Origin of the sequence: Geothrix oryzae (assembly GCF_030295385.1) — a bacterium.
Lineage (GTDB): Bacteria > Acidobacteriota > Holophagae > Holophagales > Holophagaceae > Geothrix > Geothrix oryzae.
The window spans coordinates 932,206-957,447 of sequence record NZ_AP027079.1 but is presented as its reverse complement, the minus strand read 5'-3'; the positions used below and the strand labels follow the sequence as shown (position 1 = coordinate 957,447).

Here is a 25,242-nt window from a genome sequence, read left to right as displayed (position 1 = left end):
CCCGGGTGAACGCTGAGCGACCGGCCCTGCCGGTCGCACGCGTTTCTGGCTGCACTAAGCCGCCGGGCCGTTCATCCGTTTGATTCCAGGAACCCGTCCTCATCTGGACCTGAATCGACGACCGCGTCCCGAGGGACCCGTCGTCCTGGAGTGGCCATGTCCCTTCGAATCACGCCCCTGGCCGTTTTCGCCACAGCCTCCGCCGTAACCTGCGCATGGGCCCAGTCCCCCCAGGCCCTGATCGCCGAAGCGAACCGGGATTATGCCGCGAAGCGGTACGCACAGGCCGCCACGACCTACCTTCGGATCTTCGAACTGGATCCGGCGGAGCCCAGCTTCGCCTACAACGCCGCCTGCTGCCAGGCGCTGCTGGGCCAGGCCGATGCGGCCTTCCAGAGCCTGGAGCGTGCCGTCGCGGCGGGCTTCGCCAATGCCGACGGCGCCGCCCGCGACACCGACCTCGCCCCTCTTCGCATGGATGCGCGCTGGGACGGGCTCCTGGCGCGGATGCGCGACCGGGGTCTGCGGGAACGCGCCTTCTGGGATTCCTCCGCCATGGCTACGGGCTACCGGGAAAGCCTCAGCGAAGACGAGCGCATCGCCGGGCTCTCCCGCTTCTGGTCCGAGGTGAAGTTCAACTTCGTGGACACGGACCGGCTGGACGCCCTCGGCTGGGACGGGCTCTACCTCCGCTATCTGCCGAAGGTCCGGTCCGCCGCCAGCACCGCCGCCTACTACCGCGTACTCGCCGAGCTCTGCGCCCAGCTGAAGGACGGCCACACCAACATCTACCCCGCCCCCGAGGTCCGGGAGGTCCACGGGGCCCAGCCCCTCCTGCGCACCCAGCTCGTGGCGGGCCGGGTCCTGGTCACCCAGGTGGAGGATGCCGCCCTGAAGGCCCAGGGCGTCAAACCAGGGGTCGAGGTGGTCACCGTGGATGGGAAACCGGTGAAGGCCTATGCGGAGAGCGCCCTCGCCCCCTTCCAGAGCGCGTCCACGCCTCAGGATCTGGAGACCCGGATCTACACCTACGCCTTCCTGGCGGGCCCCCTCGGGGAGACCCCGAAGGTGGGCTTCCGGGATGAATCGGGCCGCGCCTTCGAACTGCCCGTGCCCCGGGTCCCCGGCGCCATCCGCCGCAAGGAGATGCCCCAGGAGCCGCCGTTCACCCTGAAGATGCTGCCAGGGCAGGTGGCCCATGTGACCCTCAGCACCTTCGGCACGGCCGCCACCGCGGACCAGTTCATGGAGGCCTTCCCCCAGATCGCCGCCGCCAAGGCCCTGATCCTCGATGTGCGCACCAACGGCGGCGGCAATTCCAGCGTGGGCTACCGGATCCTCGCCACCCTCGCGAAAGAGCCCTTCTTCGGCACCGCATGGGCCACCCGCGACTACAAGCCGACCTTCCGGGCCTGGGAGCGGCCCCGGCAGGTCCACCGCCAGAACCCGAGCCCCATGCCCCCTGACGAAACCCGGCACTTCGCCGGCCCCGTCGTGGTGCTCACCAGCCCCGCCACCTACTCCGCCGCCGAGGACTTCTCCGTGGCCTTCGTGGCCATGAAGCGCGGCCTCGTCATCGGGGAACCGACCGGCGGGAGCACGGGCCAACCTCTCTTCATCCGGCTGCCGGGCGGGGGCAGCGCCCGGATCTGCACCAAGCGGGATACCTTTCCCGACGGCAAGCCTTTCGTCGGCGTGGGCGTCCAGCCCGACCGCCTGGTGCACCCCCGGGTGGAGGACTTCCGCCAGGGCCGCGACACGGTGCTGGAGGCGGCCCTGGGCGAGCTGACCCGGCAGATCGGGGCGCGCCCCTGAGGGGCCCCGCCTATTCCTGGGTGCGGGGCTCCGGCAGCCGGGCCGAGGTCGAAGTCGAGGCCGGGGCCGGGGAAGCCGCGGGACCGACTGCGAGGATGGGGAAGCGCGGCGGTTCGCCCCACATGCCATTCCCGCGGATCAGGGCGCTGTGGAACAGGCCCCAGTAGGCCAGGCTATCGGTGCTGCGCGGATCCAGCAGGTAGAAGGCCAAGCGGCCCAGGGGCTGATCCAGCGGGATGTAGAGGGCCCGATCCAGGTCGGCGGGCGCCCAGACCTGTTGCAGCTTCTTCAGCACGGGTTCTGCCTTCCAGCTGCCCTGGAGTTCCAGCGTGAAGACCCCCTGGTAGGCCGAGGGGGACACCTTCCGGCCGGTTTCCTGGAAGTGGAGGACGGCCAGCCCCCCTGGCCTGGCATCCCCCTTCAGGACCTTCAGACCATGGGCCTGGAGCAGAGGCAGCACCGTGGGCGCGAAGGCCGGGTCCACCAGGTAGCCGGCGGGGGCCGTCACGAAGTCCTGGCCCTCGAAGCCCACGAAGCTGGGCAGCTCGAGGTGCGTGCGGCCCTTCTCACCCGTCAGGCGGCCCTTCTCGTCCCGGATGGGGTCCACCCAGTCGAAGGCAGCCCGTTCGACCAGCTTCAGCTTCGCGGAAAGGGGCAGGGTCACGGGGCCCTTCGCCCATGCGCCGACCCAGCGCGCCTGGGCCTCTCGGATTTGCGCACGGATCTCGCCCCGATGCTCGGCCATCCAGCCCAGGCAGGCCAGCACGAAGCGCCGGGTGTCGGAGATGCGGTCCGGCCAGCTGCGGTAGACATAGCTCTCCGACAGCACCGCCAGTCGGTTGCGCAGGGCGGGATAGTTCGTCAGCAGCCGGGGGTGGGCGTCGTAGGTCTCCCAGGCCGTGGGCGGTTTCTCCGGCGTGGGCCCGTAGGGCACGAAGTTGCCGTAGTCGTAGGTGGGCATGCCTTCGGCCTTCAACTGCTCGCGCACCTCCACCAGCAGCTTCCGGTTGAAGGCCAGCAGGGGCTCATCCGCACCCAGAGTGCAGGCGGGTCCGTGGGTGAGGTGGAAGCCGTGGGTGCTGCCGTTGGTGGTGTGCAGGTCCAGCACGGCGGCGGGATCGAAGTCCTGCAGCATGGCCAGCAGCCAGCGCGTGTTGGGGGCGGCGGCCTTCATGAGGTCGCGGTTGAGGTCGAGTCCCAGCGCGTTCTCGCGTCGGCCCACGCCGCTTTCCGAGGGGTTGGGCTGCCAGGGCCGGATGGCGGGATCCAGAGCATCCGTGCCGTCGGCGTTGTAGGCGGGCATCACCACCAGGTCCAGGTTCCGCCGGAGGGCCGGGTGCTTCCCCTGGAGCAGCTCGCGGATGATCTGCTGGATGGCCTCCTTGCCCTCCACTTCACCCGCGTGGATGTTGGCGTTCACATAGACCCGCAGCGGATCCGGGCCCTTCCCCTTCAGACGCCAGGCCAGCAGGGGCTTGCCGGTTTCCGTGGCGCGGGGCGCGCCCTTGGGCCGGTAGGGCTCCAGGCCGGGCGCCCGCTGGCGCAGGTCCTCCATGAAGGCCCGCACCTCGGCCACGGTGGAGGTGCGCTGGAGGTGTGTGCGCTCCGGAACGGTCTCGGGCCACCCGGCGAGGAGGCCCGTCCCCGCCAGGGCCATCATCAGGTTCCGCATGGTTCAGCGGGTGGTGAAGGTGGTGTCCGCGGTCACCGGCATCACGAGGCCGGACTGGGGCCGGCCACCGAACAGCGCCTTGTTGTAGACCGTGAAGCTGGAAGCCAGGAACAGCACCAGGGCCAGCAGCGCGGAGCCGCGCTTCCCGGCGGCCAGGGCCTTGGGCGTCATTTCGGACAGGCCCACCAGCACGAAGACCAGCAGCAGCTTGATGTGGAAGTAGTGGCCGTTCTTGAGGGGGTTCTGGCCGCCCTGCATCATCAGCACCAGCATGAGGATGCCCGCGACGAGCGCCAGCCGGAAGGACCAGGCCACCACCTTGGACCACACCGTGGCGGCCAGGCCACGGAGATCTTCACGGCCCTCCTCGAAGCCTGACAGGAGCAGGGCCACCACGGCGGCACCCCCCCCCACGGCGAGGGTCACGAAGTGCAGCCAGCGGACAAGGTTCACGGCTTCGAGCTTGAGATTCATGGTGGCCTCGTGAAGAAGAACCCCAGGGTAGCAGCCCTGCTAGGCTCGATTGGTCAGGAGGAAGTCATGGCCAAGCTGCGCGTCGCCGTCGTGGGTGTGGGTCATCTGGGTCAGCACCATGCCCGCATCGCGGCCTCCGCCCCGGAGGCCATCCTGGCGGCCGTGGTGGATCCCGATCCGGCCCGCGGCCCGGAGATCGCCGCCAAGTTCGAGGCGCCCTGGGCCGCCTCGCTGGAGCAGGTCCTGGCCGAGGTGGACGCCGTGCAGATCGCCGCGCCCACCGGCTTCCACCATGCCCTCGGCCTGCAGGCGCTGAAGGCGGGCAAGCATGTGCTCATGGAGAAACCCCTGGCCGCCACCCTCGATGAAGGCGTGGCCCTGCTCAAGGCCCTGGCCGCGGCCCGCGCCGCCAAGCCCGGCATCGTCGCCCAGGTGGGCCACCTGGAGCGCTTCAACCCCGCCGTCACGGCCCTCCGCGACCGCGGCTTCAGGCCCCGCTTCCTCGAAGCCGTGCGCGTCTCGCCCTTCCCGGCCCGGAGCCTGGAGGTCGATGTCGTCATGGATGTGATGATCCACGACCTGGACCTGCTGCGCGCCTTGGTGGGCCGGCCGGTGATCGATGTGGAAGCCGTGGGTGTGCCCGTGCTGACGCCCTACGCCGACCTGGTGAATGCCCGCCTGAAGTTCGAGGGCGGCGCCTTCGCCACCGTTACCGCCAGCCGCGTCGCCCGGAAGAAGGAGCGCACCCTCCGCGCCTTCGGTGACAAGGAATACGCCAGCCTCGACTTCGCCGCCCAGAAGCTGGAGCTGCTGCGCCTCGTCATGGGCCCCGACGGCCCCGAGGTCCGGCCGGAAACCGCCGACATCGAGGAGGGCGAACCGCTCCGCCTGGAGATCGAAGCCTTCCACGCCGCCTGCCTGGGCCACAGCCAGGAGGGCGTCACCTGGGAAGAGGGCCAGGAAGCCATGCGCGTGGCCGACCAGGTGCAGAAGGCCGTGGCGAAGAGCTTGGCGGAGATGAGCCAGGCGTGAGCGGGTTCTACGACCTCGCCTCCCTCACCAAGCCCCTGGTGACGGCACCGTTGGCCCTGGCCTTCCTGGATCTCGAGGCGGACCGGCGGTGGGCCCTCGGATTCCATGAGCGCGAGTCGCCTCTCACGGTGCGCCAGCTGCTGTCGCACAGCTCGGGGCTTCCGCCCTGGCGGCCCTTCACGGGCGAGCCCGTGGCCGCGCAGCTGCGACGGGAAGTCCCGGACCATCCGCTGCTGCGCTCTGTCACGCCGGGACCGATCACCTACTCGGACCTGAACTACCGCCTGCTGGCCGAGCTTCTGGTGATGGAAACGGGCGTCCCCTTTCCAAGGCTCGGCGCGGCCTCAGGCCTCAGCCCAGCCCCCTGGGCCGCGGCGCCCGTGGTGATTCCCGATGCGGCTGACGCCGAAGCCTGGCGGCTGGCCACGGACCGGCCCCTTCCGGCGCGGGATCCCCGCCTGCCCCATGATGCCAATGCCCGGGCCGGCATGCTTGGCCATGCCGGTTTCGGCACCACCGCCCCGCAGCTGCGAGCGGCCCTGGCCCGGTGGGTGGCCGCGGGATGGCCTGGGCGCATGGCCGTGGAAGCGGCCGCCGATGGGCCGCGAACCCGCTGGGGGCTGGGCCTCCAGGTGCTGTTCTCGGGCGGCGGCTGGTTCGGACAGCTGCTGTCCAAACTCCCCCGGGGCCTTGGCCTCCGTGTCCTCGAGGATTCCACCGAAGCCCCGCCCTCCCCGGCCCCCCCTCAGGACCCCGACCCTGGTCCGCCTTCGGGCTGGTGGTTCCACCTGGGCTACACCGGCCCGGCCCTGTTCTACCGGCCCTCGGACCAGAGCTGCCTCGCCCTGCTCGTCCATCGGCGCGGGCCCGCGGGAGGCCTGCTGGAAGTGGAGGCGCTGCGGGCCCGGCGCTGGGCGGCCCTCGCGCGATTCGTGGGACAATGCGAAGAATGAAGCCCTTTCTGGTCCCTGCCCTGATCCTTTCGGTCCTTCCGGTCAGCGCCGCCCAGCCTCCGCTGAAGATCGGCCTCGACACGCAGGCCACGGAATGGATCGTGTCGCTGGAAGGCGGAGGCCAGGTCTGCGACCGCGCCGGCACGCCCCTGCTGAAGCTGGCGCCGGACGAGAGGCTGCGCATCTGGTGGGACAGCCGGGGCACGGCCGATCCCACCAGCGAATACCGCGTCCAGGTGGGCCCACCCCACACCGCCGCGCAGGCGGCGGCCCTCACAAAGCGCCTGAGGGACCTGGGCGAGGCCCCGGACCGCGTGAAGGTCCCCGACGCCGATACCTGGCGCGTGCTGACCGGCCACTTCAAGACCGCGCCCGAGGCTGAACCCGTGCTCCAGAAGCTTCAGGATCTAGGCTTCGACGAACTGTGGGTGGCGACGGAATCCCGCGACGCCCTGCCCCGCAAGGGTCGGGCCCTCTATGCCGTCAGCGACCGCTACGAGCGCAGGGCCCTCCCCGCGACGGGCGTGTGGCTGAAGCCCGCAAGCGAGCTGACTTCGCTGCAGGGCAAGGGCCGCTACCGCGGCAAGGTGGAGATCTTCCCCAATGCCCAGGGCCGCCTCACCGTGGTGAACACCCTGGATCTGGAGACCTATCTGCGCGGCGTGGTCCCCAAGGAGATGGGCGCCTGGGAATTCCCGTCCCTGGAGGCCCTCAAGGCCCAGGCCGTGGCGGCCCGCACCTATGCCGTGGCCAACCGGGGCAAGCGCGCGGCGGACGGCTTCGACATGGGCGACACCGTGGCCGATCAGGTCTACGGCGGCCGCGATGGCGAGCAGTCCCTCACGGACCGCGCCATCCAAGAAACCGAGGGCCTGTTCGCGACCTATAGCGGCAAACCCATCCAGGCCCTGTTCATGGCCAACTGCGGCGGCCACACCGCGGATGTGGCCCATGTCTTCGGTGGCGATGCCCCCTACCTCAAGGCGGCGCCCTGCTATCCCGCCAAACCCATGACCCTGGCCTACGCCTCGGGCCTGCCGGTCACCGCCGAGGCCCAGCAGCCCTGGCTCAGCTGGGAGCTGCTCCGGCTCGCCGCAGGCATCGTGCCCCCCGACTGGCTCAGCGGCGAGCGGCTCGCCCGCCCCGCGCGGATCGAGGATCTCGCGGCCCCGGTGCGGGCCCTCCAGCAGCGCCTCGCCCTTGACCCGGCGCCCCTGGCCCGGGACGGGAACCTGCTCATCGCCCTGGCCCAGGCCCTGGGCTTCCACCGGGTGGTGGACGGCCAGGAGCGGCCCCAGGATGCCGCCTACTTCCTGCCGGGGAGCCTGCCCGCCGGGGATCGCCTCCTGGCCACCTTCCTCACGCGCCGCGGCATCGTTCCCGCCGCGGCCTGGGCCACCCAGGCCCCCCCCACCCTGCGACAGGCCCTGGTGGCCCTGGGGCGCCTGTGGCAGGATCTCGACCCCCTCACCCCGGGGGAAGGCTCGCTGCTGATGGACCGCCAGGTGCGCCGCAAGCGGGGTGGACCCGAGCCCCTGTCCCTGTCGCCCCGGCTCCTCCTCGCGGAGGAGAGTCCGGATGGCGCCCTGCGGCTGGTGGAGAAGGCTGACATCCAGGTGGGCGACCGCCTGAAGTGGATCCCTGCGGAGGACGGTGCCGCGGCAGTGCTGGTGCGCCGCCTGGATCCCGACGGCGCCGCCTGGGACCGCTACAACCCCACCGCCCACTGGCGGGTGGACTATGCGGAGGCCGACCTGCTGGCGCTGGTCCGCAAGCGCATCAAGGTGTCCGGCATCCGCGAACTGCAGGCTCAGCACAACGACCAGGGCCGTGTGCTGGACCTGACCCTCGTCGATACCGAGGGGGCGCCCCACCGCGTGCGCGGCATGCACATCCGGGGGCTGCTGGGGCTCAAGGACAATGTGTTCCGGTTTCTCACCGTGGGCCAGGGCGCCCAGCGCCATTGGATCTTCTACGGCCGCGGCTGGGGCCACGGCGTGGGCATGTGCCAGACCGGCGCCTATGGCATGGCCCTGGAGGGGGCCTCGTTCCAGCAGATCCTGACGCACTACTATCCGGGCACTGAGCTCCGCCGGGTGGATTGATTTCCCACCCGTAAATCCCATTCAGGCATTGACGGGGTTGGGGATCGACCCCAGCCTTCCCTCCCCGGGAGGTGGGCATGTCTCTGGATGCATGGGTCCTCGGAGCGCCGCTGAAGGTTCTGCGACGGGAGGATCACCCGTACCACGAGACCACCCTGGCGACCCTGGGCCGCCACGAGCTGGGGCTCTGCCGCCGCCAGACCACCGCTGCGCAGCCCGGTTGCGAGATCTTCCTGGATGGGCGGTCGATCTTCCTGCCGGGCGCCCCCGCCCCGGATCGGGCCTGGTTCGACCTCTGCCGGGAGTTGGGCTACGAGCCGGTCCACCACTGGGACTGGGATCCGGCCCTGATCCTCTTCCATCAAGTGGTTCCCGCCCTCGCCGCGGACTGGCACGAACCGCCCCTGGAGCTGGATGCCCTGGGACTTCCGGTGGGCGTCCTCAGCCTGGCCGGCCTGCGGCAGACCTTCGCGGAGGCCGTGGCCGACCTGCGGCGGCAGAGCCTCGGGCCCGTGGGTGCCAAGGTGGCCGAGACCTTCGAGTGGCTGCCGCTGCGGGCCGTGGTCTTCCACGACGACGCCCAGCTGCCCCTGGATTTCGAAGGCATCGGCCCCACGGGCCGGGCCTCCCTCTGGCTCGGCATCCACCGCGAACGGGCCGTGGTGCTGGAAGGGCCGGCCCCCTCCCGGTACCCCGCCCGGCACTGGGTTCCTGAAGGCCTGGGAGAAAGACCCAAGGCCGAGGCCTTCCTGCGGGCGGCCGGCCTGGACCCGGAGCCGCCCAAGGGCTTCGAGCCCGTCTTCGAGGCGGCCCTCCACCACCTCTGCCACCAGCTGGAGGGCCCCCTGGACGCCTACCGCCGCACCTATCCCGTGGGCATCCCCTGGCACCGGGATCCCCGCGAGCGGCTGCTCGGCCGCACCATCGTGGATGTGCGCCCCGGCGAACCCACCCTGCTCGTGCTGGATGACGGCACGGAGGTGGCGCTGGAGTCGGCGTCCCTGGCTCCCGTCTGGGAGCACGGCGGGATCTGAACCCTCAGCCTTTCTGGAGCCGCACGGCCGTGACCTTGTATTCGGGCGTGCCGGTGACGGCATCCCGGCCCGGTCCGGTGGCGCGGTTCACGAAGGCGGCCGCGGAATGGAAGGTGGCGAAGGGTTCCCCTGGCCGGACCCGGTCCGTGGGATGGGCCCGGAGGATGAACGCCCCATGCCGGCTTTCCACGCGGACCGGATCCCCTTCGGTGAGCGCCAGCCCCTCGGCATCGGCGGGATGGATCTCGAGCAGGTCCTCCGCCGCCAGCTCCCGGAGGCGGGTCCGGCGGGTCATGGTGGCGGCGTTGAAGTGGAAGAGGTTCCTTCCCGTGTTCAACAGGAAGGGGTACTCGGCATCCGGCGCCTCCGGGCTGGGCTGCCAGGCGAGGGGCCGGAAGCGGACCCGCTCCCCCCTGGGAAACCCCTCGGCGTGCAGCACGGGGGTGCCGGGGTGGCCCTCGGTGGGACAGGGCCACTGGACCCCGCCTTCCCGATCCAGGCGGGCGTGGCTGATGCCGGCGATGGCGGGCCAGGTGCGCCGGGCCTCGTCCCACACCGCCGCGGCGTCGGGAAAACGGAAATGCGACCCGGCGCCCAGCCGTTCCGCCAGCTGGCTGAGGATCGTCCCGTCGGTGCGGCTACCGCCCCTCGGCGGCACCACCTGCCGCACGCGCTGGACCCGGCGCTCGCCGTTCATGTAGGTGCCCTCCTTCTCGAAGGGGCTGGCCGCCGGCAGGAAGACCGTGCCGAAGGCCCGGGCCGTCTCCGTGAGGAAGAGGTCCACCACGATGAGGGCCTCCAGTCCGTTCAAATTCTCCGCGGTCTCCAGCGCGTTGGGATGGCTCAGCAGGGGATCGTAGCCGATCACCAGCAGCGCCTTCATCCGGCCTTCGCCCGCGGCGTCGATCATCTCCAGGGCGTTCAACCCGGGCCCCTGCGGCGGCTCCGCACCCCAGACCTGCGCGTGGATCTCCCGGGCCTCGGCCAGCTTCTGGTAGCCCGTAAGCCGGGAGGGCTCGCACCCCATTTGGGCGCTGCCCTGGACATTGTTCTGCCCGCGCAGGGGATTCACGCCGCTTCCCGGAAGGCCCACATTCCCCGTGAGGAGGGCCAGGTGGGCCAGGGCCGTCACGCCGTCCGTCCCCTGGCGATGTTCGGTGAGGCCCAGGCCGTGGAAGGCCATGGCGGGGCGCAGGGTGGCGTAGAGGCGGGCCGCCCGGCGGATGTCCTCGGCCTCGATGCCGCAGAGATCCGCGGCCCGTTCCGGCGTCCAGGCCTGAACGGAGGCCGCGAAGGCTTCGATCCCTTCCGTGCGGGCTGCGAGGAAAGCCCCGTCTGCCAGCCCCTCGCCCAGGATCACCTGCGCCATGGCCTGGAGCAGGGGCAGGTTCGTGCCGGGCCGCGGGGCCAGGTGCACCGTGGCCAGCTCCGCCAGCTCGGTGCGCCGCGGATCCACCACGATGAGCGGCACCCCCGCCCGGACCCGCTGGCGGATGCGGGCCCCCACGATGGGGTGGTTCTCCGTGGGATTGGCGCCCACCACCATCAGCAGCGCCGCCCGCTCGATGTCGGCATAGCCGTTGGTGGCCGCGCCGGTGCCGAAGGTCTGCCCCAGGCCCGCCGCGCTGGGGGCGTGGCAGACCCGGGCGCAGCAGTCGACATGGGGGGTGCCCAGCGCCAGCCGGGCGAATTTCTGGGCCAGGTAGTTCTCTTCATTGGTGGCCCGGCTGGAGGCCAGCACGCCCACGGCGTCCGGCCCCCCAACGCTCAGGGCCTGGCGGAGCGCGGCGGCGGCGGCGGCCAGCGCCTCCTCCCAGGTCGCCGCTTCCCAGACGCCGTTCCGCCGGATCATCGGCTCGGTGATCCGGTCCGGGGCGTCGTTGAAGCCGAACCCGTAGCGGCCCTTCACGCAGAGATGTCCCTGGCTCACCGGAGACGACAGCACGGGCCTCGCCTCCGTGATGCGACCGCCCTTCACGCCCATGTCCACCTCGCAGCCGGTTCCGCAGTAGGGGCAGATCGTGCGGATCCAGCGGTCCGGGAGGCCCTGCGCCAGGCGCGCCCCATCCTCGATGGCGCCGGTGGGGCAGGTGTCGGCGCAGGCCCCGCAGCTTACGCAGGCCGTTTCCATCAGGCCGGCCGCTCCTCCGGGCGACACGCCCAGGTCGGCTCCACGGCCCATGAAGGTCCAGATGTCCTGGCCTTGGACCTCGGCGCAGATCCGCACGCAGCGCCCGCAGGCCACGCACCAGGACAGGTCCACATCCAGGTAGGGATGATCGGCCTGCTTCCGGTCCGCCCGCCGTCTCCCCAGGGGGGCCACACCGTAGGCTTCCAGCAGCTTCTGGAACGGTTTCCCGGCCATGCGGGCCGGATCTTCGGCCGGAAGGTCCGCGGCCAGCCGCTCCAGCATGGTGCGGCGAAAGGCTTCGAGGGCGGGGGTGTGCGTGGCCACCACCATCCCGTCTTCCACGGGGGTCGCGCAGGCGCAGGGCGGACGCGCCCGGCCCGCCACTTCGACTTCGCACAGCCGGCAGCTGGAGGCCGGTTTCAGGCGCGGATCCGAGCAGAGGGTAGGGATCTCGATGCCGTTCTGCCGGCAGGCCTCCAGCAGCATGGTCCCCGAAGCCGCCGCGACATCGCGGCCGTTCACCCGCAGGCGGATGAGGGCACCGGGCATTGAGCTGTCTCCTGGGCAGGGGTGGCGCCAAGCAGTATGCGCCGCCGTCCCGGGACTTCAAGCCTCGCCGAGCTGCACCCAGGTCACGCCGAAATGATCGAGGATCGCCTGCCGTTCGGCGCGCTCCTGCTCGGCGATGCTGGCATAGGGATGGCGGTACATCACCCGGCGGACGCCCCGCCGCACCAGGGCGCGGCAGCAGGTGAGGCAGGGCTCGTGGGTCACATAGGCCGTGGCCACGGGACCGTCGCAGAAGCCCAGGGCGTTCTCCTCGGCGTGGCTCGTGTGGAGGCAGCGCTGGCCCGGCTGGCAGGTCTCCGGCGTGCAGTGGGCCATGCCCGGAAGCGCTCCGTTGAAGCCCGCGGCGGCGATGCCCCCGTCCGCCCGCAGGAGCACCGCTCCGACCTTCAGGCGGCAGCAGGTTCCCAGGCGGCTGAGTTCCAGCGCCATGTTCATGAAGACTTCGTCCTTGAGCTGGGAGCGCGTCATGCGGGCCTCGTGGGGAGGATCCATCATCGCAAGAACCGGGGACCTCCGGGAGCGGGGCCTGGACATTCAACAGACACGCGGGTCTCCGGTCCGAGTCGTGCTTCCCGTCACAGCCTTCGACATTCAATCGAAGTCGCAAATGAGAATAATAAAATATAGGCAGGTGATAAATGAGCTTCCGCGCCGCATTCCTCCTCGCCGCCACCCTGGCCTCCGGCCTCGCCCCCCTCCGGGCCCAGGCCTGGGATCCCGACCGCGCCACCCACGGATGGGCCTTCCAGGAGGTGGACGGGTCGCTGATCTTCTTCGATCCCGCCTCCCGCGCCCTCAAGACCTGGATGAAGGAGGCGGGGCTCCTGTCGAGCCTGACGCTCACCCTGCCCGAGGTCCGGAAACCTGCCGCCAAATCCCCGCGGGCGGCTCCCATGGCGAAGGGCGCCACGGATTACGATGCCGCCGGGGCCCTGCTCTACGGCATCCCCACCTACCAGCGCACTCCCTCGAAACCAGCCGGGGCCAAGGTCGAAGTGCCCTCCGAAGGCACCGCCTGCGAGGCCCAACCCGAGCGCTGGGTGCTGGATGCCTACAACCGGATCTGGATGGTGTGCGACGGCCAGTTGGCCGTCCTCGGGAAGGACGGCCGGGCCGAAACCCTCTGGCCTCTGCCCGGCCAGGTGGAGGACATGGCCCTGGGCCGTGACGGCCTCTTCCTGCTCTACCGGACCCTCAAGCCCTACCTGGAGAAGCGCGATCTGAAGAGCGGCGCGGTGCTGTGGACCTACGGAGACCGGGCCCAGCTCAAGGAGGCCGCCGCCCAGCCCCTGCTGGTGCCCCTCAACCGCATGGCCCTGGGCGCCGACGGGACCGTGTTCCTGGCGGAAGGCGCCAGCCTGGCCTTCACCGTGCTGGATCCGGTCAGGGGACCGAAGCAGCCCGGCCAGACCTTCTTCACCTGCCGCGAGGACCTTCCCGCCCGCGCCCTCCTGGGCCGTCAGGGACGGGGACCCATCCTGCCCTGGGCCGGCCGGGAGGTGGTCTTCGGCGTCTTCACGCCCGCCCAGGTGAAGTCCTGCGGCGCACCGGAGTCCCAGGGCCTCGTGCTCGCCCGCTTCGACCTCCTCAAGGGCACCCTCGACTGGCTGCCCACACCCCTGGCCGAAGGCCACCGGCTGGTCGGCCTCCTGGACCACGAGGCCGTCTTCCTGGCACCCGGAGGCGGGCTGGCTTACGCACCCATCCACTGAGGCCAACCGGTGGACGAGCGGCGGTGGACGAGCGGCGGGGACGAGCGGCGGGGACGAACGGAGCGATTGGTGGCCCCGATGCGATTCGAACGCACGACCTGCTCCTTAGGAGGGGCCTCAGGGGTTCGGTTGGGCTTTAATGGGGTAGTGTAGGCAGCCCTGCGGGTGCCGGATTTGGGCCCAGGTGTGCTTGCATACGTGTACACACTCCGTCATAGGTGATGGGACAGCGCCGCCCGCGATGGAGCAACCGCCTACCGCGTTCCTGTCTGCATCGAATTAACGACTAATCGTGGGATGCGTCTGCTGGAAGTCCCGCCTTCAGATCCAGGCCGGGACGCCATCGCTTGGCAGCGGTGAGGGACTCCATCAGGTTCTGCCGTTGGGCTTCGCTGAAGGACCGCACCTGGGGAGCCTCAGGCCTGGCAACTGCTCTCGCAGGGGGGATCTCTACGGCCTTGGGCCGGACCGGCTGGGGGATTGCCTTCTCCAGCACGATCAGCCGATGCCGGGCCCGGGAATAGGCCGTGTAGGCCAGGCGGGGCCCATCCGCATGCCGATACCCGGGCGCCAGGTAGATCACCACATCCGCTTCCAGCCCCTTGAACGCGTAGACCGTCCCCATGCGCACATGACCGGCCTTTTCGTCCTGCCACCAGTCGCGGATGGCATTCAGGGGCCAGGGGCCCAGGGCCTGCCCATCCTTCAGACCAAGGGTCTCGGGCTTGTGGGGCGCCAGGATCAGCACCTGGTGGGGCTGGATGCCCTCCTTGGCCAAAGCCTCCAATCGGGCAGCCAGATCCCGCTTCCAGGTATCCGGGCTGCTGCGAAGGCATCGCACCGCACCGTCCTATGGAACCTCCTCGAGTAGCGCCCATCCGCTGGAGGGGAAGGCGAGGATGGCGGCCCGCCGGATGGCCGGGTGCTGACGCAGACTCAGATCCAGACGCCAGGGCTGCCCAAGGTCGTGGCGCGCATTCCGGTACAGGCTCTGGGCGGAATCCTCCAGCAGCAGCACGGGGTCCCCCTCCGGATCGCGGAGGAGTCCCAGCAGGGGCGGACCCACTCAGGATCCAGATCCTGGGCCTCATCCACCACCAAGGCGTCCCAGCGTTGGGGCAATGCCTCAGGCGTTTGCAGAAGGGCATTGAGATCGCAGGGAAGCTGCTCGTTAAAAAAGACCGACTCGTTCTCACAGACCGGCAGCCGCTCTGCCGCCGACAGGAGCGTCACCGCCAGGTCGTGGTAGGTGAACACATTCGCCCGCCCCGCCTTCTCCAGATCGTCCAGCATGCCCTGGGTGGCATAGGTCAGGGCCTTGTTGAAGGCCACCAGCAGCACCTGCCGCCCTTCACTGGCCCACAGCCTCGCCACCTGCCGGGCCAGCAGGGATTTGCCCGACCCGGGCCCGCCCGAGACATGGAAGCGCCCCCGGCTGAAGTTCGAGGCCAGGTGATCCAACAACTGGCGCGCCATGGCGTCCTGGAGGCGTCCTTCACTGGACAGCAACTCCGCCAGCGGCGGCGGGGCCATCACCTGGGGTGAAAGCGCTTCCAGAAGCCGACGCATCACCTCCGGACGGATCTCATGCATCCTGGCCATGGGCGTGCGTTTCCATGTTTCCCAATCCGCGCCACCGGACACGGCCTCCCGCAGGGCCAGGTAGGGCTGCTGCAACTTGGTCCGGGTGATTACCCGGCAGCCCGGAAGGTCCGGTCCCAGGGCGGCCCCCTCTGGCACCTCCGCTCCGAGGGCAGGCCCGCCAGCCGTCCCGTGCCCCATAAGCAACTTGAGGACGAGGGTTGAATTGAGACCCTGTCCTTCTTGGTCCGTCCGATTGGACAGCTCTTGTCCATGTCTTTGATTCACATTGCATCTATGGAGTTCCCGACCTCACCCCTCCCCCCTTCTGAATCCCGCGCCCTGGGCTGTCTGGCCGGCCTGGCGGTGGGCAATGTGCTCGGCCTGGCCGTGGAATCCCTCAGCCGGGAAGAGGCCTGCGCCCGCGTAGGCTCCAAGGGGCCCTTCACTCGCCTCCCCAGCGAGGAGGCCCACCGGGCCTGGGACGACGACCTCGCCATGGCCCTGGCCGGCCGCCTCGCCGACCTGCCGCCACACGCAGTTCACCTTGACCTCCAGGCCATCCAGTCCGCCTACCTGGACTGGCTGCGATCGGGCTCCCGGGGCATCGGGGGTCTCACCCGCGAGGTGCTGATCAAGACCCTCGCCGGCGAGGCCCGGGCCTCGGAGCGGGTGTGGCAGAGCCGGTGCGAACGGAGCCAGAGACCCCTGGGCAATGGGGCGGCCATGCGCATCGCGCCCCTGGGCGTGGCCTTCGCCGGGGAACCGGCTCGGATCTTCGCGCTGGCCGCGGAGGACGCCGCCCTCACCCACTGGGATCCCGCCTGCCGCCAGACCGCGGGGCTCCTCGCCCTGATGGCCGCCGCCCTGGTGCGTGGTGAACGGGATCCGCGCCGCTTCGCGCTGGTCCACGCCGAATCCCTGCTGCCCGAGGCGAAGGCCGCCTTTGCCCCCCTCCCGCTCGAGGCCCTGGCCGACCGCCGCATCGATGGCCCGGACATGGGGTCCACCCTGCTGGCCCTCCAGGTGGCCGTCTCCGTACTCACCTCAGGACAACCCTATGTCGAAGCCCTGTCCTGGACCATCCGCCAGGGAGGCGACACCGACACCAACGGCGCCATTGTGGGCGCGCTCCTGGGCGCCCGGGATGGGGTCCAGGCCATCCCCGCCGAATGGCGGGAATGCGTGGCGGAAGGGGACAGGATCATCCAGATGGGGCGGGCCCTCCATCGCCGTTCGGGGCAGGCCGCCTGCGAGGTGCGGGGATGAAGGTCGGCCTCCGCATCCCCTACCTCACGAAGCACGCCGCCGCCCGGACCAGCCCCGCCCGATGGGTGCGCCAGAACGCGGGATTCAAGGCGCCCCGCGGCTGGGGCTGGCTCACCAATTCCCGGAAGGCCGCGTACAACCGCGTCTACCACCGCACCAGCTTCGGGCTGCGGGGATGCGCCTGGATGCTGCTGCTCCCGGGCGCCATCCTGGTTTACTGCCTGACATGAGGGGATGCATGGATCTGGATGAACTCGCCGCTCACCTCGCTCACCGCCAGGAACGCCAGTGGACGGAGGCCCAGGAGCGGATGGCGAGATATCGCGCCTACCTGGACCAAGTGGACACGCTCTTCGCCCAGGTCCAGGCCTGGCTCCAGCCCTTGTGCGATCAGGGGCTCCTGACCTTCCGTCGCCCCCTCGTCCTAAAGGATTGCGTCATCCGGCCGGAGCCCATCGTCGGGTTGGAAGTGGACATTGGCCGCTTCTCCCTCGACTTCACCCCCCTGAGGCCAGGTCAGGCCGGCCTCACGGGCCCAAAATCGGCAAGAGGCCCGGCGAATCCGGTCTTCGGCGTCACTCTGCGCCCGACCCACCCATCCTGCTGGACGCTCCCCGAAGCCCTGACCCTGGTGCCCGAAGAAGGCGGCGGTTGGCGGGTGAGCCAGAGCCCTGTAATCTCCGGCCCAACAGCGTTCAATGACCGCTTCCTAGCAGCATTTCTGGCTCAGTGCCTGGAAGCGGCGGACCAGGGCCTGAGGGATGGAACCGCACCAAGCCGGAGGTATTCATGAAACCCGCAGTGGTCCCGCCCCGGCGGTCGACATGCCCCTGACCACTGGACCCAGCCGGCCCCAGGATGGGCGCAGCACGAACGAAGACGCCTACAGCCTCGGCCGCTCTCCCGTCCCCCATGCACTGCTCTGCGATGGGCCCGGCGCCGCGAGTCGCGCGGCCGCCAGAGCCGTGAAGCTCTTCCTGACCTTGTTCAATCAGGCCCCCATGACGGATCTCGGGCAATTCCAGACCTGGATCCATTGGGCCCACCTCCCGGATTCGGCCCTGCTCGGAGGGCCGCAAAGCACCTTCCTGGCCCTGGCCTGCCTTGGGAGTCGAGTCCTCGGCGCCTGCGCGGGGGATTCACGCCTCTACCTGCTGCCCCGGGAGGGCGGGCCCCGGATCCTGACCGAGGGGGCCGCGAAGGACCGCCTGGGCAGCGGACGGGTCACCCCCTTCCCGATTCATCAGCAGGTGGGTTCCGGCGATGTCCTCCTCCTCATGAGCGACGGGGCCTGGACGCCCCTGAACCTGGCCCGGCTCCGCGCCATCCGGTCCAAGTCCCCCTCCAGGCACATCTCCGAGTTCCCTTTGATGCTTCTTGATGAGGCCGGCCGGTCAGGTCGTGCGGACGACATGACCGTCGTGGCCCTGGCCATCCCATGACCCACGCCCCCTCCACCCAACCTCTGACGCCCGGCGAAGCCCTCCATCGCCACACATCGGGTGACCGCAGCCTCGAGGTGATGTCCGCTCTCAACCATGCCGCCTGGGAGGCCTACCACGCCCCTTGGGAAGTCCAGCCGACGGAGTTCCCCATGGATGAACCCACCCCGCTCCCACCCCTTTCCCCCACGGAGGTCCGCCCCATCACGCCAGACCTGCTGGCGGCCTGGTTGGAGGAGGCGGAGATGCCCGCCTTCCGGCATCCGAAACGGGTCTCCCTCGTGGACTTCAAATACGGCCTCAGGTCCGATCGCTGCGTCCAGATGCGTCTCTACCTGAGCGGCAAGCATGCAGATGTGCTCGTGCTCCAGTGGACCTGCGACAAGCGCATTCCCCCGGACCAGTTCGTCCATGCCCTCCGATTGTGCAATTGGTGGAACAACGAATACCGCTGGCCCCGTGCCATGGTCGAACAAGATTTCCGCCTGGCGCGTCGCGCATGAAACCTGGGGGCTGTGATGGATTCCCGCACCCGTTCCCTCGACTTGCTGAGCGGTCCCTGGTCTGGTCTCTGGCGCCAGGCATTCCGCGAACAGGGCCGGGAGTCCCTGGATCTGGTCTTCCAAAACGGTCAGGTGATGGGCTTCGGCATCGATAACGATGGCGAATTCCAGTATGCGGGCACCTACGAGGAGGGCCTCATCTTCCTTGGCAAGACCTACACCCGCCCAAACAAGGGCGTGCCCACTCGCATGACCTACCGCGGCCAGTGGAACGGCCGCCGCATCCTCGGCACCTGGTCCAACGACAATTGGCCCGACAATGCCGGTCCCTTCCGTTTCTGGCCCGGCATAGGCCCCGATCCGGGTGAGGTGCTGGAGGAAGCCCTCGATCACTATTCAGGAGGCCGAGCTCCAGCCTGTCGTCATAGCCCACCTGAAAGGCCTGAAGTTAGGGTGTCCTGCAAGGCCCGAATTTCATATGATCCCCGGTCTGTATTTGGGTTTTGGGTCAGCAGTGGGGAGGACGTCAAGCCAGGCCCCCATTCAATTTATTCTCCCAAAAGAGGAGGCCATAGTATTCAATACATGGTGTGGACAGGAACTCCGGTACACTTAGGCGACACAATCTCGTGGAGGATGATTACATGACCAGAGCCCATTCTTCTATCGGCAACGTTCAGGAAATCCCTCTAGATCTTCTAGAGATCGGGAAAGCCCAGGTCAGGGTTGACCTAAGTTCAGGAATCGATGAATTGGCCGCAAGCATCAGAGCACAAGGGCTTCTGCAACCGATCATCGTGGCTGCGCAAACAAATGGAAAATTTGAAATTCTTGCGGGTCAAAGGCGATTCTTGGCACACAAGGCTCTGGGATACCAGACCATCCGAGCAATCGTACACGATTCCGACTCAATCGATGACGATACAAAAGTAGCAATTTCTCTCACAGAGAATCTGGTACGTCGTGACAACAACCAGAAAGAGCTAATCGATGCATGCACAAAACTTTTCAGGCGTTATGGATCTATCAAAATGGTTGCAGAAGCAACTGGGCTCTCTCCACAGGTTGTAAGCCAGTACGTCAAGTACGATCAGCTAGTGCCAGAGCTAAAGAAGAAAGTCGATAATGCACAACTTGACATGAAGATTGCGCTCCAAGCTCAGCAGGCCGCCACAAATCAGGACGGATCAGTTGACATTGAGGCTGCCGAAAAATTCGCGGCCGAATTGAAGCCCATGAGCAATGTGCAACGGAAAAAATTCGTTGAAGTTGTCGCTAGTGATCCTACGGAAAGCCTTGAGGAAAAGATTGAGCGAGGCCGAAAGCAACCTGTTCTTAAGCAGGTCATCGTTACCATGGAGGAGTCGCTTCACCACGGTTTGCAGTCCTATGCAAAGGACTCAGGACAAAACCAGGACGAGGCCGCCGTGCAGCTTATCGAGGATGGCTTGACACGACGCGGATTCCTCGAGGAGTAAGTAATGTATGGACTCCAACAAGGCGAATGGCGGGATTTGGTTCTAAGCGTCAATGTTCATAAAAAGGAACGACGGCTGACTCCCTATAAGGCCGCAGGTTATCTTCATAGAGCTTTACAACAAGTAAGTGTCGAAATACTTGCAGAGGCGTTAGGTTTCAAGGAGACAAGTACCCTTCGAAAAATCGCTGGACTGGTCGCATTACCACCCGACGTTGCTTCAACGGTCGAGTGGGGCAGCAGACGCGGAAGCATCAGCATGTCCACGGCTGCTGAATTGCTTCGATTTGGAAATTCTGACCTTATTCGTGAAGCGATTACCTCAGCCATCGAACACGACCTCAGTAAGGAAGAAGCCAGACAAGTGGTTCAAATTTGGGTTCGAACATCGGAATCAGTTCACGAATGCGTCCTTCGGGCATTGAAGTCCCGGACTCGAATAGAGCGTAGTGAGCTAATCCTCGGTTCGCTGCTGAGCACAAGTGCTCGAGAGATTTCGAAATCACTTGGAGGCGAAGCTCTCTCTAGGAAACTACAATTATTACTGGCACAACGATTCCCTACTGTCATTCCCAAAGCACTACGAATTAACGGCGATCGGTTCTCTATCCTTCTTTCAGAAGCGGATGCACTGGCCCTGCGACAGGCTTTAAACGGGAAGAGCATTGAGGCGACCCTGACGGAATCTGTTGAGAGGATTTCCGTTTAGGAATGTGGAGCCAATACATGGGGCGTATTCAACTCAAAGATCGTGGTGGATTGCTTCTTGGCGATCACATTTCTTGTGACGGGTTTTCCTGTGACCGTCCAGTACGAGTGCAGACACACATTCATTCAGACCACATGTCTGACTTCGATACCAGCAAGGCAAACCAAACCATTGTAATGTCAGCGGAAACAAAGGATTTGCTTTTCGCCATTTACAATGCTGATCTTCCTTATCGCTCAAATATCATTGCCGCTGGGCCAACGGAAGTTTTTGACGTAAGTGGCGACCAGGTGCAACTAGTCCCAAGCAACCACATGCTCGGAAGCGTTCAGGTCAAAGTCACGTGTAGCGATGGATACAAGCTTGGGTATTCGTCTGATTTCTTTTGGCCAGTTGGGGATGTCATCCAAGTAGATGAGCTGATCGTCGATTCAACGTATGGAGACCCCCTGCGGGTCAGGCAATACGATCAAGGTCGTGTTATTGAAAAGCTATCTGAACAAGTTTGTACCAATTTTCACTCGGGAAAATCTGTCTGCCTGATTGGGCACAACGGGCGCTTACAGATGGCCCTCTATCTCGTCGCGGAGTTCATTAAGATCCCAATCATTGCCTCCCCAAAGGCGTTCCCATTAATCCACTCATACCGGCAACATGGATACCCTCTCCCTGAAGTTTTGAACGCTGCTAGTCGCGAGGCAATCGATCTGCTTCGTCATAAAACACCGGTTCTTGCCTTAGTTACCCTGAATGAGCGGAGACACCTCCCTTGGGTAGACAGATTTTGCAAGATTCACCTAACCGGTTACATGTCCAGACCCAAGGACCCGGTCATCTTGTACGATAATGGTGATTCTTGCATTGCGTTCACGGACCACGCAGATTTTCACGGGACCATGGAATACATCCAGGCTACCGGTGCCTCCACTGTATGGACCGACCCTCGTTCAGGGAATGCCCAGGCCTTAGCTGAGGCAATTTCGAACCAACTTGGCATTCGATCTGCAATTGTTCCACAATTGCACTCCCTTGCCTGGGGCTAGGGGGACCCTCTGTGGGCCTATACCCGTTCCAATCCGAGGGAGTTCGTAACCTGGTAACTCGGAGGTGTATCCTCCTTGCCGATGAAATGGGTTTAGGAAAGACGGTTCAAACTGTCATTGCCTTAGAGCAACTCTTTCAGCAAGGGGCAATTCGAAGAGTGTTGATTGTTTGCCCTTCCTCTCTTTGCATCAATTGGAAGAATGAAATTGCGAAGTGGGGCACTTTCCCGGCTGTGATTTACCAAGGATCAGATCGGTTCGGAATGCTGGAGGGACATGCCCCCGTTCTAATCGGTTCGCTTGAGACGATCACTTCCGACTTACAACGCCCGACCTGGCATGGAGAAGGATTCTTCGACATTGGAATCGATGTGTTGGTGATTGATGAGGCTCAACGCATCAAAGCCCCGGAAGGAATACGATCTAAGGTGCTCTCGAAACTGGTCGCACCGAGGCGCTGGGCCATCACGGGTACCCCGCTTGAGAATCACCCGCGGGAGCTTGCAAGCATCCTCCGATTCCTTGCGCCGAATGAATTCCTGACTGCCAATGACCTCAATGATGCAGAAAAAATACTATTTCAAACTGATCAGTTGATGTTGCGACGGACCAAATCCGAGGTTGGTCTCCAATTACCAGAAAAAGTGGTGGCCAGAATTGGCATTGCACTTACTCCAGAGCAAGGCTCCGAATACGCATTGGCAAGAATGAACCTGCTTAACAGTCTTCAAGAGGCGCGAAGCGTCGCATCTGCCACCATCTGCATCTTGCAGGGTCTCCAAGAGCTTCGGAGAATAGCAGTCATCTCAAGTGATGGAGCTAGCTCAAAATTCGATCTTATCGAAGAGGAAATGGAAGAGATCGCAGCGAGAGGGGAGAAAGCCGTAATCTTCTCATCGTTCGCAAATATAGCATTGCCTCATATTGCATCTAGATTAGTCAAATACGGGGCATTGCTCTACACAGGAAGCATGACAAGAGAACAACGTGAGCATGCACATGAACAATTTCTGAATGATCCGAAGTGCAAAGTCATGTGTGCCAGCCTTCGAGCTGCAGGTGTCGGGCTTACCTGGACTGTAGCAAGCCACGTGTATCACACAGACAATTGGTGGAACCCTCAGATATTGAACCAAGCCGACGATAGGGTTCATAGAATCGGCCAGAGAAAGCCGGTGTTCATTAAACGTCTAATTGCCGAGGGCACAGTTGAAGACGCCATAGAGGACCTCCTGTCAGCCAAGGAGGACTTGTTCAGTTATGTCGTGGATGACCGTCAAATGAAACCTACTGACTCACCCAAATTCTCCACACTGCTCTCACTGGTCGGTGGAGTTCCATCAGACTTCCACTTCAGATCTTGACGACTAATTTTGTGGCAGCTTCTCACGCAACTCTTGAAGTGCTTTGACAATCTTGTCCAGCCCGCCTTGGTCTCGGATAGTAAATGTCTTACGTGTCTTCCATTCATCGCCACTTGACTCCCAACGGTATAGGTTCAAGAAACGAGCCTTGTTTTTTGGGTCCTCAATCAGCAGAATTGCAGTCCACCATCCCCCGCCTCTACTTACTGTGATCCCATCAAGAACATGCTCCTTGTAGTAATCAGTAACAGGGTAGAGATTGGGTAGAGAAGGCATTGTCGTCCCCCCGAAAAACCAGAACAGGATATTGCGATTTCGTTTTCAATTCACCAGTTGACGCAATGGCAGACCTTGCTCCATGTGGCGCACGCAGTCATGGCTCATGCTTACTTGCCCTGGCTCCAGGGCGGCATCGTGTGATGATCGCCCAATGAACTTTGACTCAAGGAAAGGCATCTGAAGTCAGTTGAAGAGTCATTACAATAGGAATTGGATGGAAGACTGCTCGTACTGGCTTTATAGGATCTCTTGATTCGAAGTTGCCTTTCACACACAATAACAGCATAAACAACAAGGGAGAAAATCCACATGGACCTTCAGACGAATAAATCTAATCTTGAAGCAATTTTTAATGGGATCAATAAACGTATCTCCGTACCGAAGTATCAAAGAAGTTATTCCTGGACACTCGATCAGATTGACGAACTATGGAATGACATATTTAGATCATATGAAAATAATGTTGAGTATTTTCTCGGACCAATAGTTTTCATTCATAAAAATAACCCCAAATCAGAATCCGAATCAGGGAAATGGGACATTATTGACGGACAGCAGCGATTGGCAACTCTCACAATTTTAATTAAATCCATAAATGCACTTTTCAATAAGTATCAAAAAACTCCTGGAGATCCTATATTTGCACAAATTTTCAAAACCGCAGACAATGAAAATTGCGCAATGCGAGGCTTTTCATCTACACGGCGTACATTGTATCCAAGTGAAGGAATAGAGGAATTTTATTTTAAACCCTCAGATCGAGATATTAATGACTTCAATAAATACATTTATCATTCCGAAGAATTTTATACCGATTTTAAAATAAATACGGGAGACCGTAGATTTCTTAAAGCAAAAAAGCGCTTTTGCGAATGTATTTATAATAATTTTCTTCGAGATCCTGATGGAATTAAGAAATTATTTGAATTTGAATTATTTATCATAACAAAATTACTATTTATTGAAATTGTTGTTGCTGATGATCAAGATGCCTATCTACTATTCGAGGGACTAAACTCAAAGGGTCTTGATCTTAGATTGACAGACCTGGTTAAAAATTACATTTTAAGTAAAGCTGGGAGCTCGTTTGAAAAAATATATCAATCTTGGGAATCTATGGTTGAGAATATTGCAAAAACAAGATTTAACGAAGTTGATTTCATTAGTTTTTATTGGACCGCTCATACGGGTCCTATTTCCACCAGAGAATTATATAAAGCCATCAAGCAAACGCATGATAACGAAACCAAAGTGGCAAAGTTCTCGACCGATTTAAAAAATACATCAGATTATTTTTCAACTTATGCCAACATTGCAAACAAATATCCTGCCCTCACATTAAAAAGTGAATTGGATAAGGCGTTGGCCGAAATGAATACACTTGGCTACCGTTTACCTTATCCATTAATCATTCTCGCTAAGTCAAAAGGAAAAGATACACTTTTACCCATATTTGCGCGAAAATTGAATAATTTTCTTTTCCGATTCATAACAATTGGTGGTTATAGGGTCGGAGAAGCAGAACAGATTTTCACCCAAGTCAGAAAAGCTCTAGTCGAAAATGACAGTGATGAAAACATTTTAGCATTAATTAATCACGCGGACGTATCAGATATCAATTTCAGATCTAGATTTCGCGACAATCAATTCGATTCGAATTCAATCGCAAAATATGTACTATCAAAAATTGAAGATCATAAATCAGGGAAAGGAAAGATCATTGTCCCTGAAAATGTGAATCTGGAACATGTTGCTCCCATCAACCACTCAAAGTGGTCTATCACAGGTTCGGATGAAGAAATTGAAAATGCGATATATTCTATTGGCAATATGACGATTTTAGAAGAAGAACTAAATAAATCCATTAAGAACGATGTTTTTGCAAAAAAGGTCCCGTGCTATGCACCCAAAAAGGAGGCAGAAGAAAAGGGATCTGGAATTTCAATTACAAATGAGATATATCAAGCTCATGTAAGTGGCGGCGTTGTTTTAGACTGGACGATCGAATCCATCAAATTACGCGCTGAAAAGTTTGCCACTTATGCCGTTGATATTTGGAAAATATAAATTACTAATA

Annotated in this window: 23 protein-coding genes; 17 read left to right on the top strand and 6 right to left on the bottom strand. The window is 63.5% G+C overall.

The genetic code is table 11. From position 1 onward, the window contains the following. Positions 1-156: 156 nt before the first annotated feature. Positions 157-1,815 (top strand): S41 family peptidase, encoded by a 1,659-nt coding sequence (locus QUD34_RS04355; protein ID WP_286355378.1) that lies wholly within the window; start codon positions 157-159, stop codon positions 1,813-1,815. Between the two features lie 10 nt (positions 1,816-1,825). On the opposite strand, the gene QUD34_RS04350 is transcribed toward QUD34_RS04355, so the two are convergent. Both QUD34_RS04350 and QUD34_RS04345 read right to left on the bottom strand, forming a co-directional pair. After that, the gene (locus QUD34_RS04350; RefSeq protein WP_286355377.1) at positions 1,826-3,487 is read right to left on the bottom strand and encodes a M14 family zinc carboxypeptidase; all 1,662 of its coding nucleotides are present in this window, start codon (positions 3,485-3,487) and stop codon (positions 1,826-1,828) included. 3 nt (positions 3,488-3,490) lie between these two features. Beyond that, positions 3,491-3,961, bottom strand: coding sequence for a hypothetical protein (locus QUD34_RS04345; RefSeq protein ID WP_286355376.1), 471 nt, complete (start codon positions 3,959-3,961; stop codon positions 3,491-3,493). 66 nt (positions 3,962-4,027) lie between these two features. Here QUD34_RS04345 and QUD34_RS04340 point away from each other — a divergent pair, with 66 nt between their 5' ends. From QUD34_RS04340 to QUD34_RS04325, 4 genes are all read left to right on the top strand, one after another. Continuing rightward, positions 4,028-4,993 carry a Gfo/Idh/MocA family protein gene (locus QUD34_RS04340; protein WP_286355375.1) on the top strand — a complete coding sequence of 322 codons (966 nt, stop codon included), beginning with the start codon at positions 4,028-4,030 and terminating at the stop codon, positions 4,991-4,993. Continuing rightward, the gene (locus tag QUD34_RS04335) at positions 4,990-5,946 is read left to right on the top strand and encodes a serine hydrolase domain-containing protein (RefSeq protein WP_286355374.1); all 957 of its coding nucleotides are present in this window, start codon (positions 4,990-4,992) and stop codon (positions 5,944-5,946) included. The genes QUD34_RS04340 and QUD34_RS04335 overlap by 4 nt, the downstream gene beginning before the upstream one ends. Beyond that, positions 5,943-8,051, top strand: a complete 2,109-nt coding sequence (locus QUD34_RS04330) for a SpoIID/LytB domain-containing protein (protein WP_286355373.1) — start codon at positions 5,943-5,945, stop codon at positions 8,049-8,051. Before QUD34_RS04335 ends, QUD34_RS04330 begins: the two co-directional genes overlap by 4 nt. 77 nt (positions 8,052-8,128) lie before the next feature. Next, the gene (locus tag QUD34_RS04325; RefSeq protein WP_286355372.1) at positions 8,129-9,085 is read left to right on the top strand and encodes a hypothetical protein; all 957 of its coding nucleotides are present in this window, start codon (positions 8,129-8,131) and stop codon (positions 9,083-9,085) included. 4 nt (positions 9,086-9,089) lie between these two features. Here QUD34_RS04325 and fdhF read toward each other — a convergent pair whose 3' ends face one another. Next, entirely contained in the window at positions 9,090-11,765 is a 2,676-nt protein-coding gene (gene fdhF, locus QUD34_RS04320; protein ID WP_286355371.1) for a formate dehydrogenase subunit alpha, read from the bottom strand. Between the two features lie 57 nt (positions 11,766-11,822). Then, positions 11,823-12,254 carry a deoxycytidylate deaminase gene (locus tag QUD34_RS04315; RefSeq protein WP_286355370.1) on the bottom strand — a complete coding sequence of 144 codons (432 nt, stop codon included), beginning with the start codon at positions 12,252-12,254 and terminating at the stop codon, positions 11,823-11,825. Between the two features lie 170 nt (positions 12,255-12,424). Here QUD34_RS04315 and QUD34_RS04310 point away from each other — a divergent pair, with 170 nt between their 5' ends. After that, positions 12,425-13,498 (top strand): hypothetical protein, encoded by a 1,074-nt coding sequence (locus QUD34_RS04310; protein WP_286355369.1) that lies wholly within the window; start codon positions 12,425-12,427, stop codon positions 13,496-13,498. A gap of 286 nt (positions 13,499-13,784) precedes the next feature. On the opposite strand, the gene QUD34_RS04305 is transcribed toward QUD34_RS04310, so the two are convergent. After that, positions 13,785-14,339 carry an ATP-binding domain-containing protein gene (locus QUD34_RS04305; RefSeq protein ID WP_286355368.1) on the bottom strand — a complete coding sequence of 185 codons (555 nt, stop codon included), beginning with the start codon at positions 14,337-14,339 and terminating at the stop codon, positions 13,785-13,787. 95 nt (positions 14,340-14,434) lie between these two features. After that, positions 14,435-15,067 carry an AAA family ATPase gene (locus QUD34_RS04300; protein WP_286355367.1) on the bottom strand — a complete coding sequence of 211 codons (633 nt, stop codon included), beginning with the start codon at positions 15,065-15,067 and terminating at the stop codon, positions 14,435-14,437. Positions 15,068-15,376: 309 nt separating this feature from the next. Here QUD34_RS04300 and QUD34_RS04295 point away from each other — a divergent pair, with 309 nt between their 5' ends. The 11 genes from QUD34_RS04295 (at position 15,377) to QUD34_RS04245 (ending at position 25,232) form a co-directional block, all read left to right on the top strand. After that, entirely contained in the window at positions 15,377-16,348 is a 972-nt protein-coding gene (locus QUD34_RS04295) for an ADP-ribosylglycohydrolase family protein (RefSeq protein ID WP_286355366.1), read from the top strand. Beyond that, the gene (locus QUD34_RS04290) at positions 16,345-16,578 is read left to right on the top strand and encodes a hypothetical protein (RefSeq protein ID WP_286355365.1); all 234 of its coding nucleotides are present in this window, start codon (positions 16,345-16,347) and stop codon (positions 16,576-16,578) included. The genes QUD34_RS04295 and QUD34_RS04290 overlap by 4 nt, the downstream gene beginning before the upstream one ends. A gap of 8 nt (positions 16,579-16,586) precedes the next feature. Continuing rightward, a complete protein-coding gene (locus QUD34_RS04285; protein WP_286355364.1) occupies positions 16,587-17,141 on the top strand; it encodes a hypothetical protein in 555 nt (184 codons plus the stop codon). Positions 17,142-17,172: 31 nt separating this feature from the next. After that, on the top strand, positions 17,173-17,790 hold the full coding sequence (locus QUD34_RS04280) for a PP2C family serine/threonine-protein phosphatase (RefSeq protein ID WP_286355363.1): 618 nt from the start codon (positions 17,173-17,175) through the stop codon (positions 17,788-17,790). Then, on the top strand, positions 17,787-18,293 hold the full coding sequence (locus tag QUD34_RS04275; protein ID WP_286355362.1) for a YbjN domain-containing protein: 507 nt from the start codon (positions 17,787-17,789) through the stop codon (positions 18,291-18,293). The genes QUD34_RS04280 and QUD34_RS04275 overlap by 4 nt, the downstream gene beginning before the upstream one ends. A 15-nt stretch (positions 18,294-18,308) precedes the next feature. Then, positions 18,309-18,941 (top strand): hypothetical protein, encoded by a 633-nt coding sequence (locus tag QUD34_RS04270; RefSeq protein WP_286355361.1) that lies wholly within the window; start codon positions 18,309-18,311, stop codon positions 18,939-18,941. Next, complete coding sequence (locus tag QUD34_RS04265; protein ID WP_286355360.1) at positions 18,938-19,771, top strand: ParB/RepB/Spo0J family partition protein; 834 nt, start codon at positions 18,938-18,940, stop codon at positions 19,769-19,771. The genes QUD34_RS04270 and QUD34_RS04265 overlap by 4 nt, the downstream gene beginning before the upstream one ends. Before the next feature lie 3 nt (positions 19,772-19,774). After that, on the top strand, positions 19,775-20,479 hold the full coding sequence (locus tag QUD34_RS04260) for a hypothetical protein (RefSeq protein WP_286355359.1): 705 nt from the start codon (positions 19,775-19,777) through the stop codon (positions 20,477-20,479). Between the two features lie 134 nt (positions 20,480-20,613). Continuing rightward, complete coding sequence (locus tag QUD34_RS04255) at positions 20,614-21,522, top strand: MBL fold metallo-hydrolase (protein ID WP_286355358.1); 909 nt, start codon at positions 20,614-20,616, stop codon at positions 21,520-21,522. Positions 21,523-21,533: 11 nt separating this feature from the next. Then, positions 21,534-22,886, top strand: coding sequence for a DEAD/DEAH box helicase (locus QUD34_RS04250; RefSeq protein ID WP_286355357.1), 1,353 nt, complete (start codon positions 21,534-21,536; stop codon positions 22,884-22,886). 588 nt (positions 22,887-23,474) lie between these two features. Next, positions 23,475-25,232, top strand: a complete 1,758-nt coding sequence (locus QUD34_RS04245) for a DUF262 domain-containing protein (protein WP_286355356.1) — start codon at positions 23,475-23,477, stop codon at positions 25,230-25,232. The last annotated feature ends 10 nt before the right edge of the window (positions 25,233-25,242 follow it).

What these genes read in the sequence shown, in the direction of transcription:
- QUD34_RS04355 (WP_286355378.1), top strand. Translation starts at nt 157, where the DNA reads ATGTCCCTTCGAATCACGCCCCTGGCCGTTTTCGCCACAGCCTCCGCC.
- QUD34_RS04350 (WP_286355377.1), bottom strand. Translation starts at nt 3,487, where the DNA reads ATGCGGAACCTGATGATGGCCCTGGCGGGGACGGGCCTCCTCGCCGGG.
- QUD34_RS04345 (WP_286355376.1), bottom strand. Translation starts at nt 3,961, where the DNA reads ATGAATCTCAAGCTCGAAGCCGTGAACCTTGTCCGCTGGCTGCACTTC.
- QUD34_RS04340 (WP_286355375.1), top strand. Translation starts at nt 4,028, where the DNA reads ATGGCCAAGCTGCGCGTCGCCGTCGTGGGTGTGGGTCATCTGGGTCAG.
- QUD34_RS04330 (WP_286355373.1), top strand. Translation starts at nt 5,943, where the DNA reads ATGAAGCCCTTTCTGGTCCCTGCCCTGATCCTTTCGGTCCTTCCGGTC.
- QUD34_RS04325 (WP_286355372.1), top strand. Translation starts at nt 8,129, where the DNA reads ATGTCTCTGGATGCATGGGTCCTCGGAGCGCCGCTGAAGGTTCTGCGA.
- fdhF (WP_286355371.1), bottom strand. Translation starts at nt 11,765, where the DNA reads ATGCCCGGTGCCCTCATCCGCCTGCGGGTGAACGGCCGCGATGTCGCG.
- QUD34_RS04315 (WP_286355370.1), bottom strand. Translation starts at nt 12,254, where the DNA reads ATGACGCGCTCCCAGCTCAAGGACGAAGTCTTCATGAACATGGCGCTG.
- QUD34_RS04310 (WP_286355369.1), top strand. Translation starts at nt 12,425, where the DNA reads ATGAGCTTCCGCGCCGCATTCCTCCTCGCCGCCACCCTGGCCTCCGGC.
- QUD34_RS04300 (WP_286355367.1), bottom strand. Translation starts at nt 15,067, where the DNA reads ATGCGTCGGCTTCTGGAAGCGCTTTCACCCCAGGTGATGGCCCCGCCG.
- QUD34_RS04295 (WP_286355366.1), top strand. Translation starts at nt 15,377, where the DNA reads ATGGAGTTCCCGACCTCACCCCTCCCCCCTTCTGAATCCCGCGCCCTG.
- QUD34_RS04290 (WP_286355365.1), top strand. Translation starts at nt 16,345, where the DNA reads ATGAAGGTCGGCCTCCGCATCCCCTACCTCACGAAGCACGCCGCCGCC.
- QUD34_RS04285 (WP_286355364.1), top strand. Translation starts at nt 16,587, where the DNA reads ATGGATCTGGATGAACTCGCCGCTCACCTCGCTCACCGCCAGGAACGC.
- QUD34_RS04280 (WP_286355363.1), top strand. Translation starts at nt 17,173, where the DNA reads ATGCCCCTGACCACTGGACCCAGCCGGCCCCAGGATGGGCGCAGCACG.
- QUD34_RS04275 (WP_286355362.1), top strand. Translation starts at nt 17,787, where the DNA reads ATGACCCACGCCCCCTCCACCCAACCTCTGACGCCCGGCGAAGCCCTC.
- QUD34_RS04270 (WP_286355361.1), top strand. Translation starts at nt 18,309, where the DNA reads ATGGATTCCCGCACCCGTTCCCTCGACTTGCTGAGCGGTCCCTGGTCT.
- QUD34_RS04265 (WP_286355360.1), top strand. Translation starts at nt 18,938, where the DNA reads ATGACCAGAGCCCATTCTTCTATCGGCAACGTTCAGGAAATCCCTCTA.
- QUD34_RS04260 (WP_286355359.1), top strand. Translation starts at nt 19,775, where the DNA reads ATGTATGGACTCCAACAAGGCGAATGGCGGGATTTGGTTCTAAGCGTC.
- QUD34_RS04255 (WP_286355358.1), top strand. Translation starts at nt 20,614, where the DNA reads ATGTCTGACTTCGATACCAGCAAGGCAAACCAAACCATTGTAATGTCA.
- QUD34_RS04245 (WP_286355356.1), top strand. Translation starts at nt 23,475, where the DNA reads ATGGACCTTCAGACGAATAAATCTAATCTTGAAGCAATTTTTAATGGG.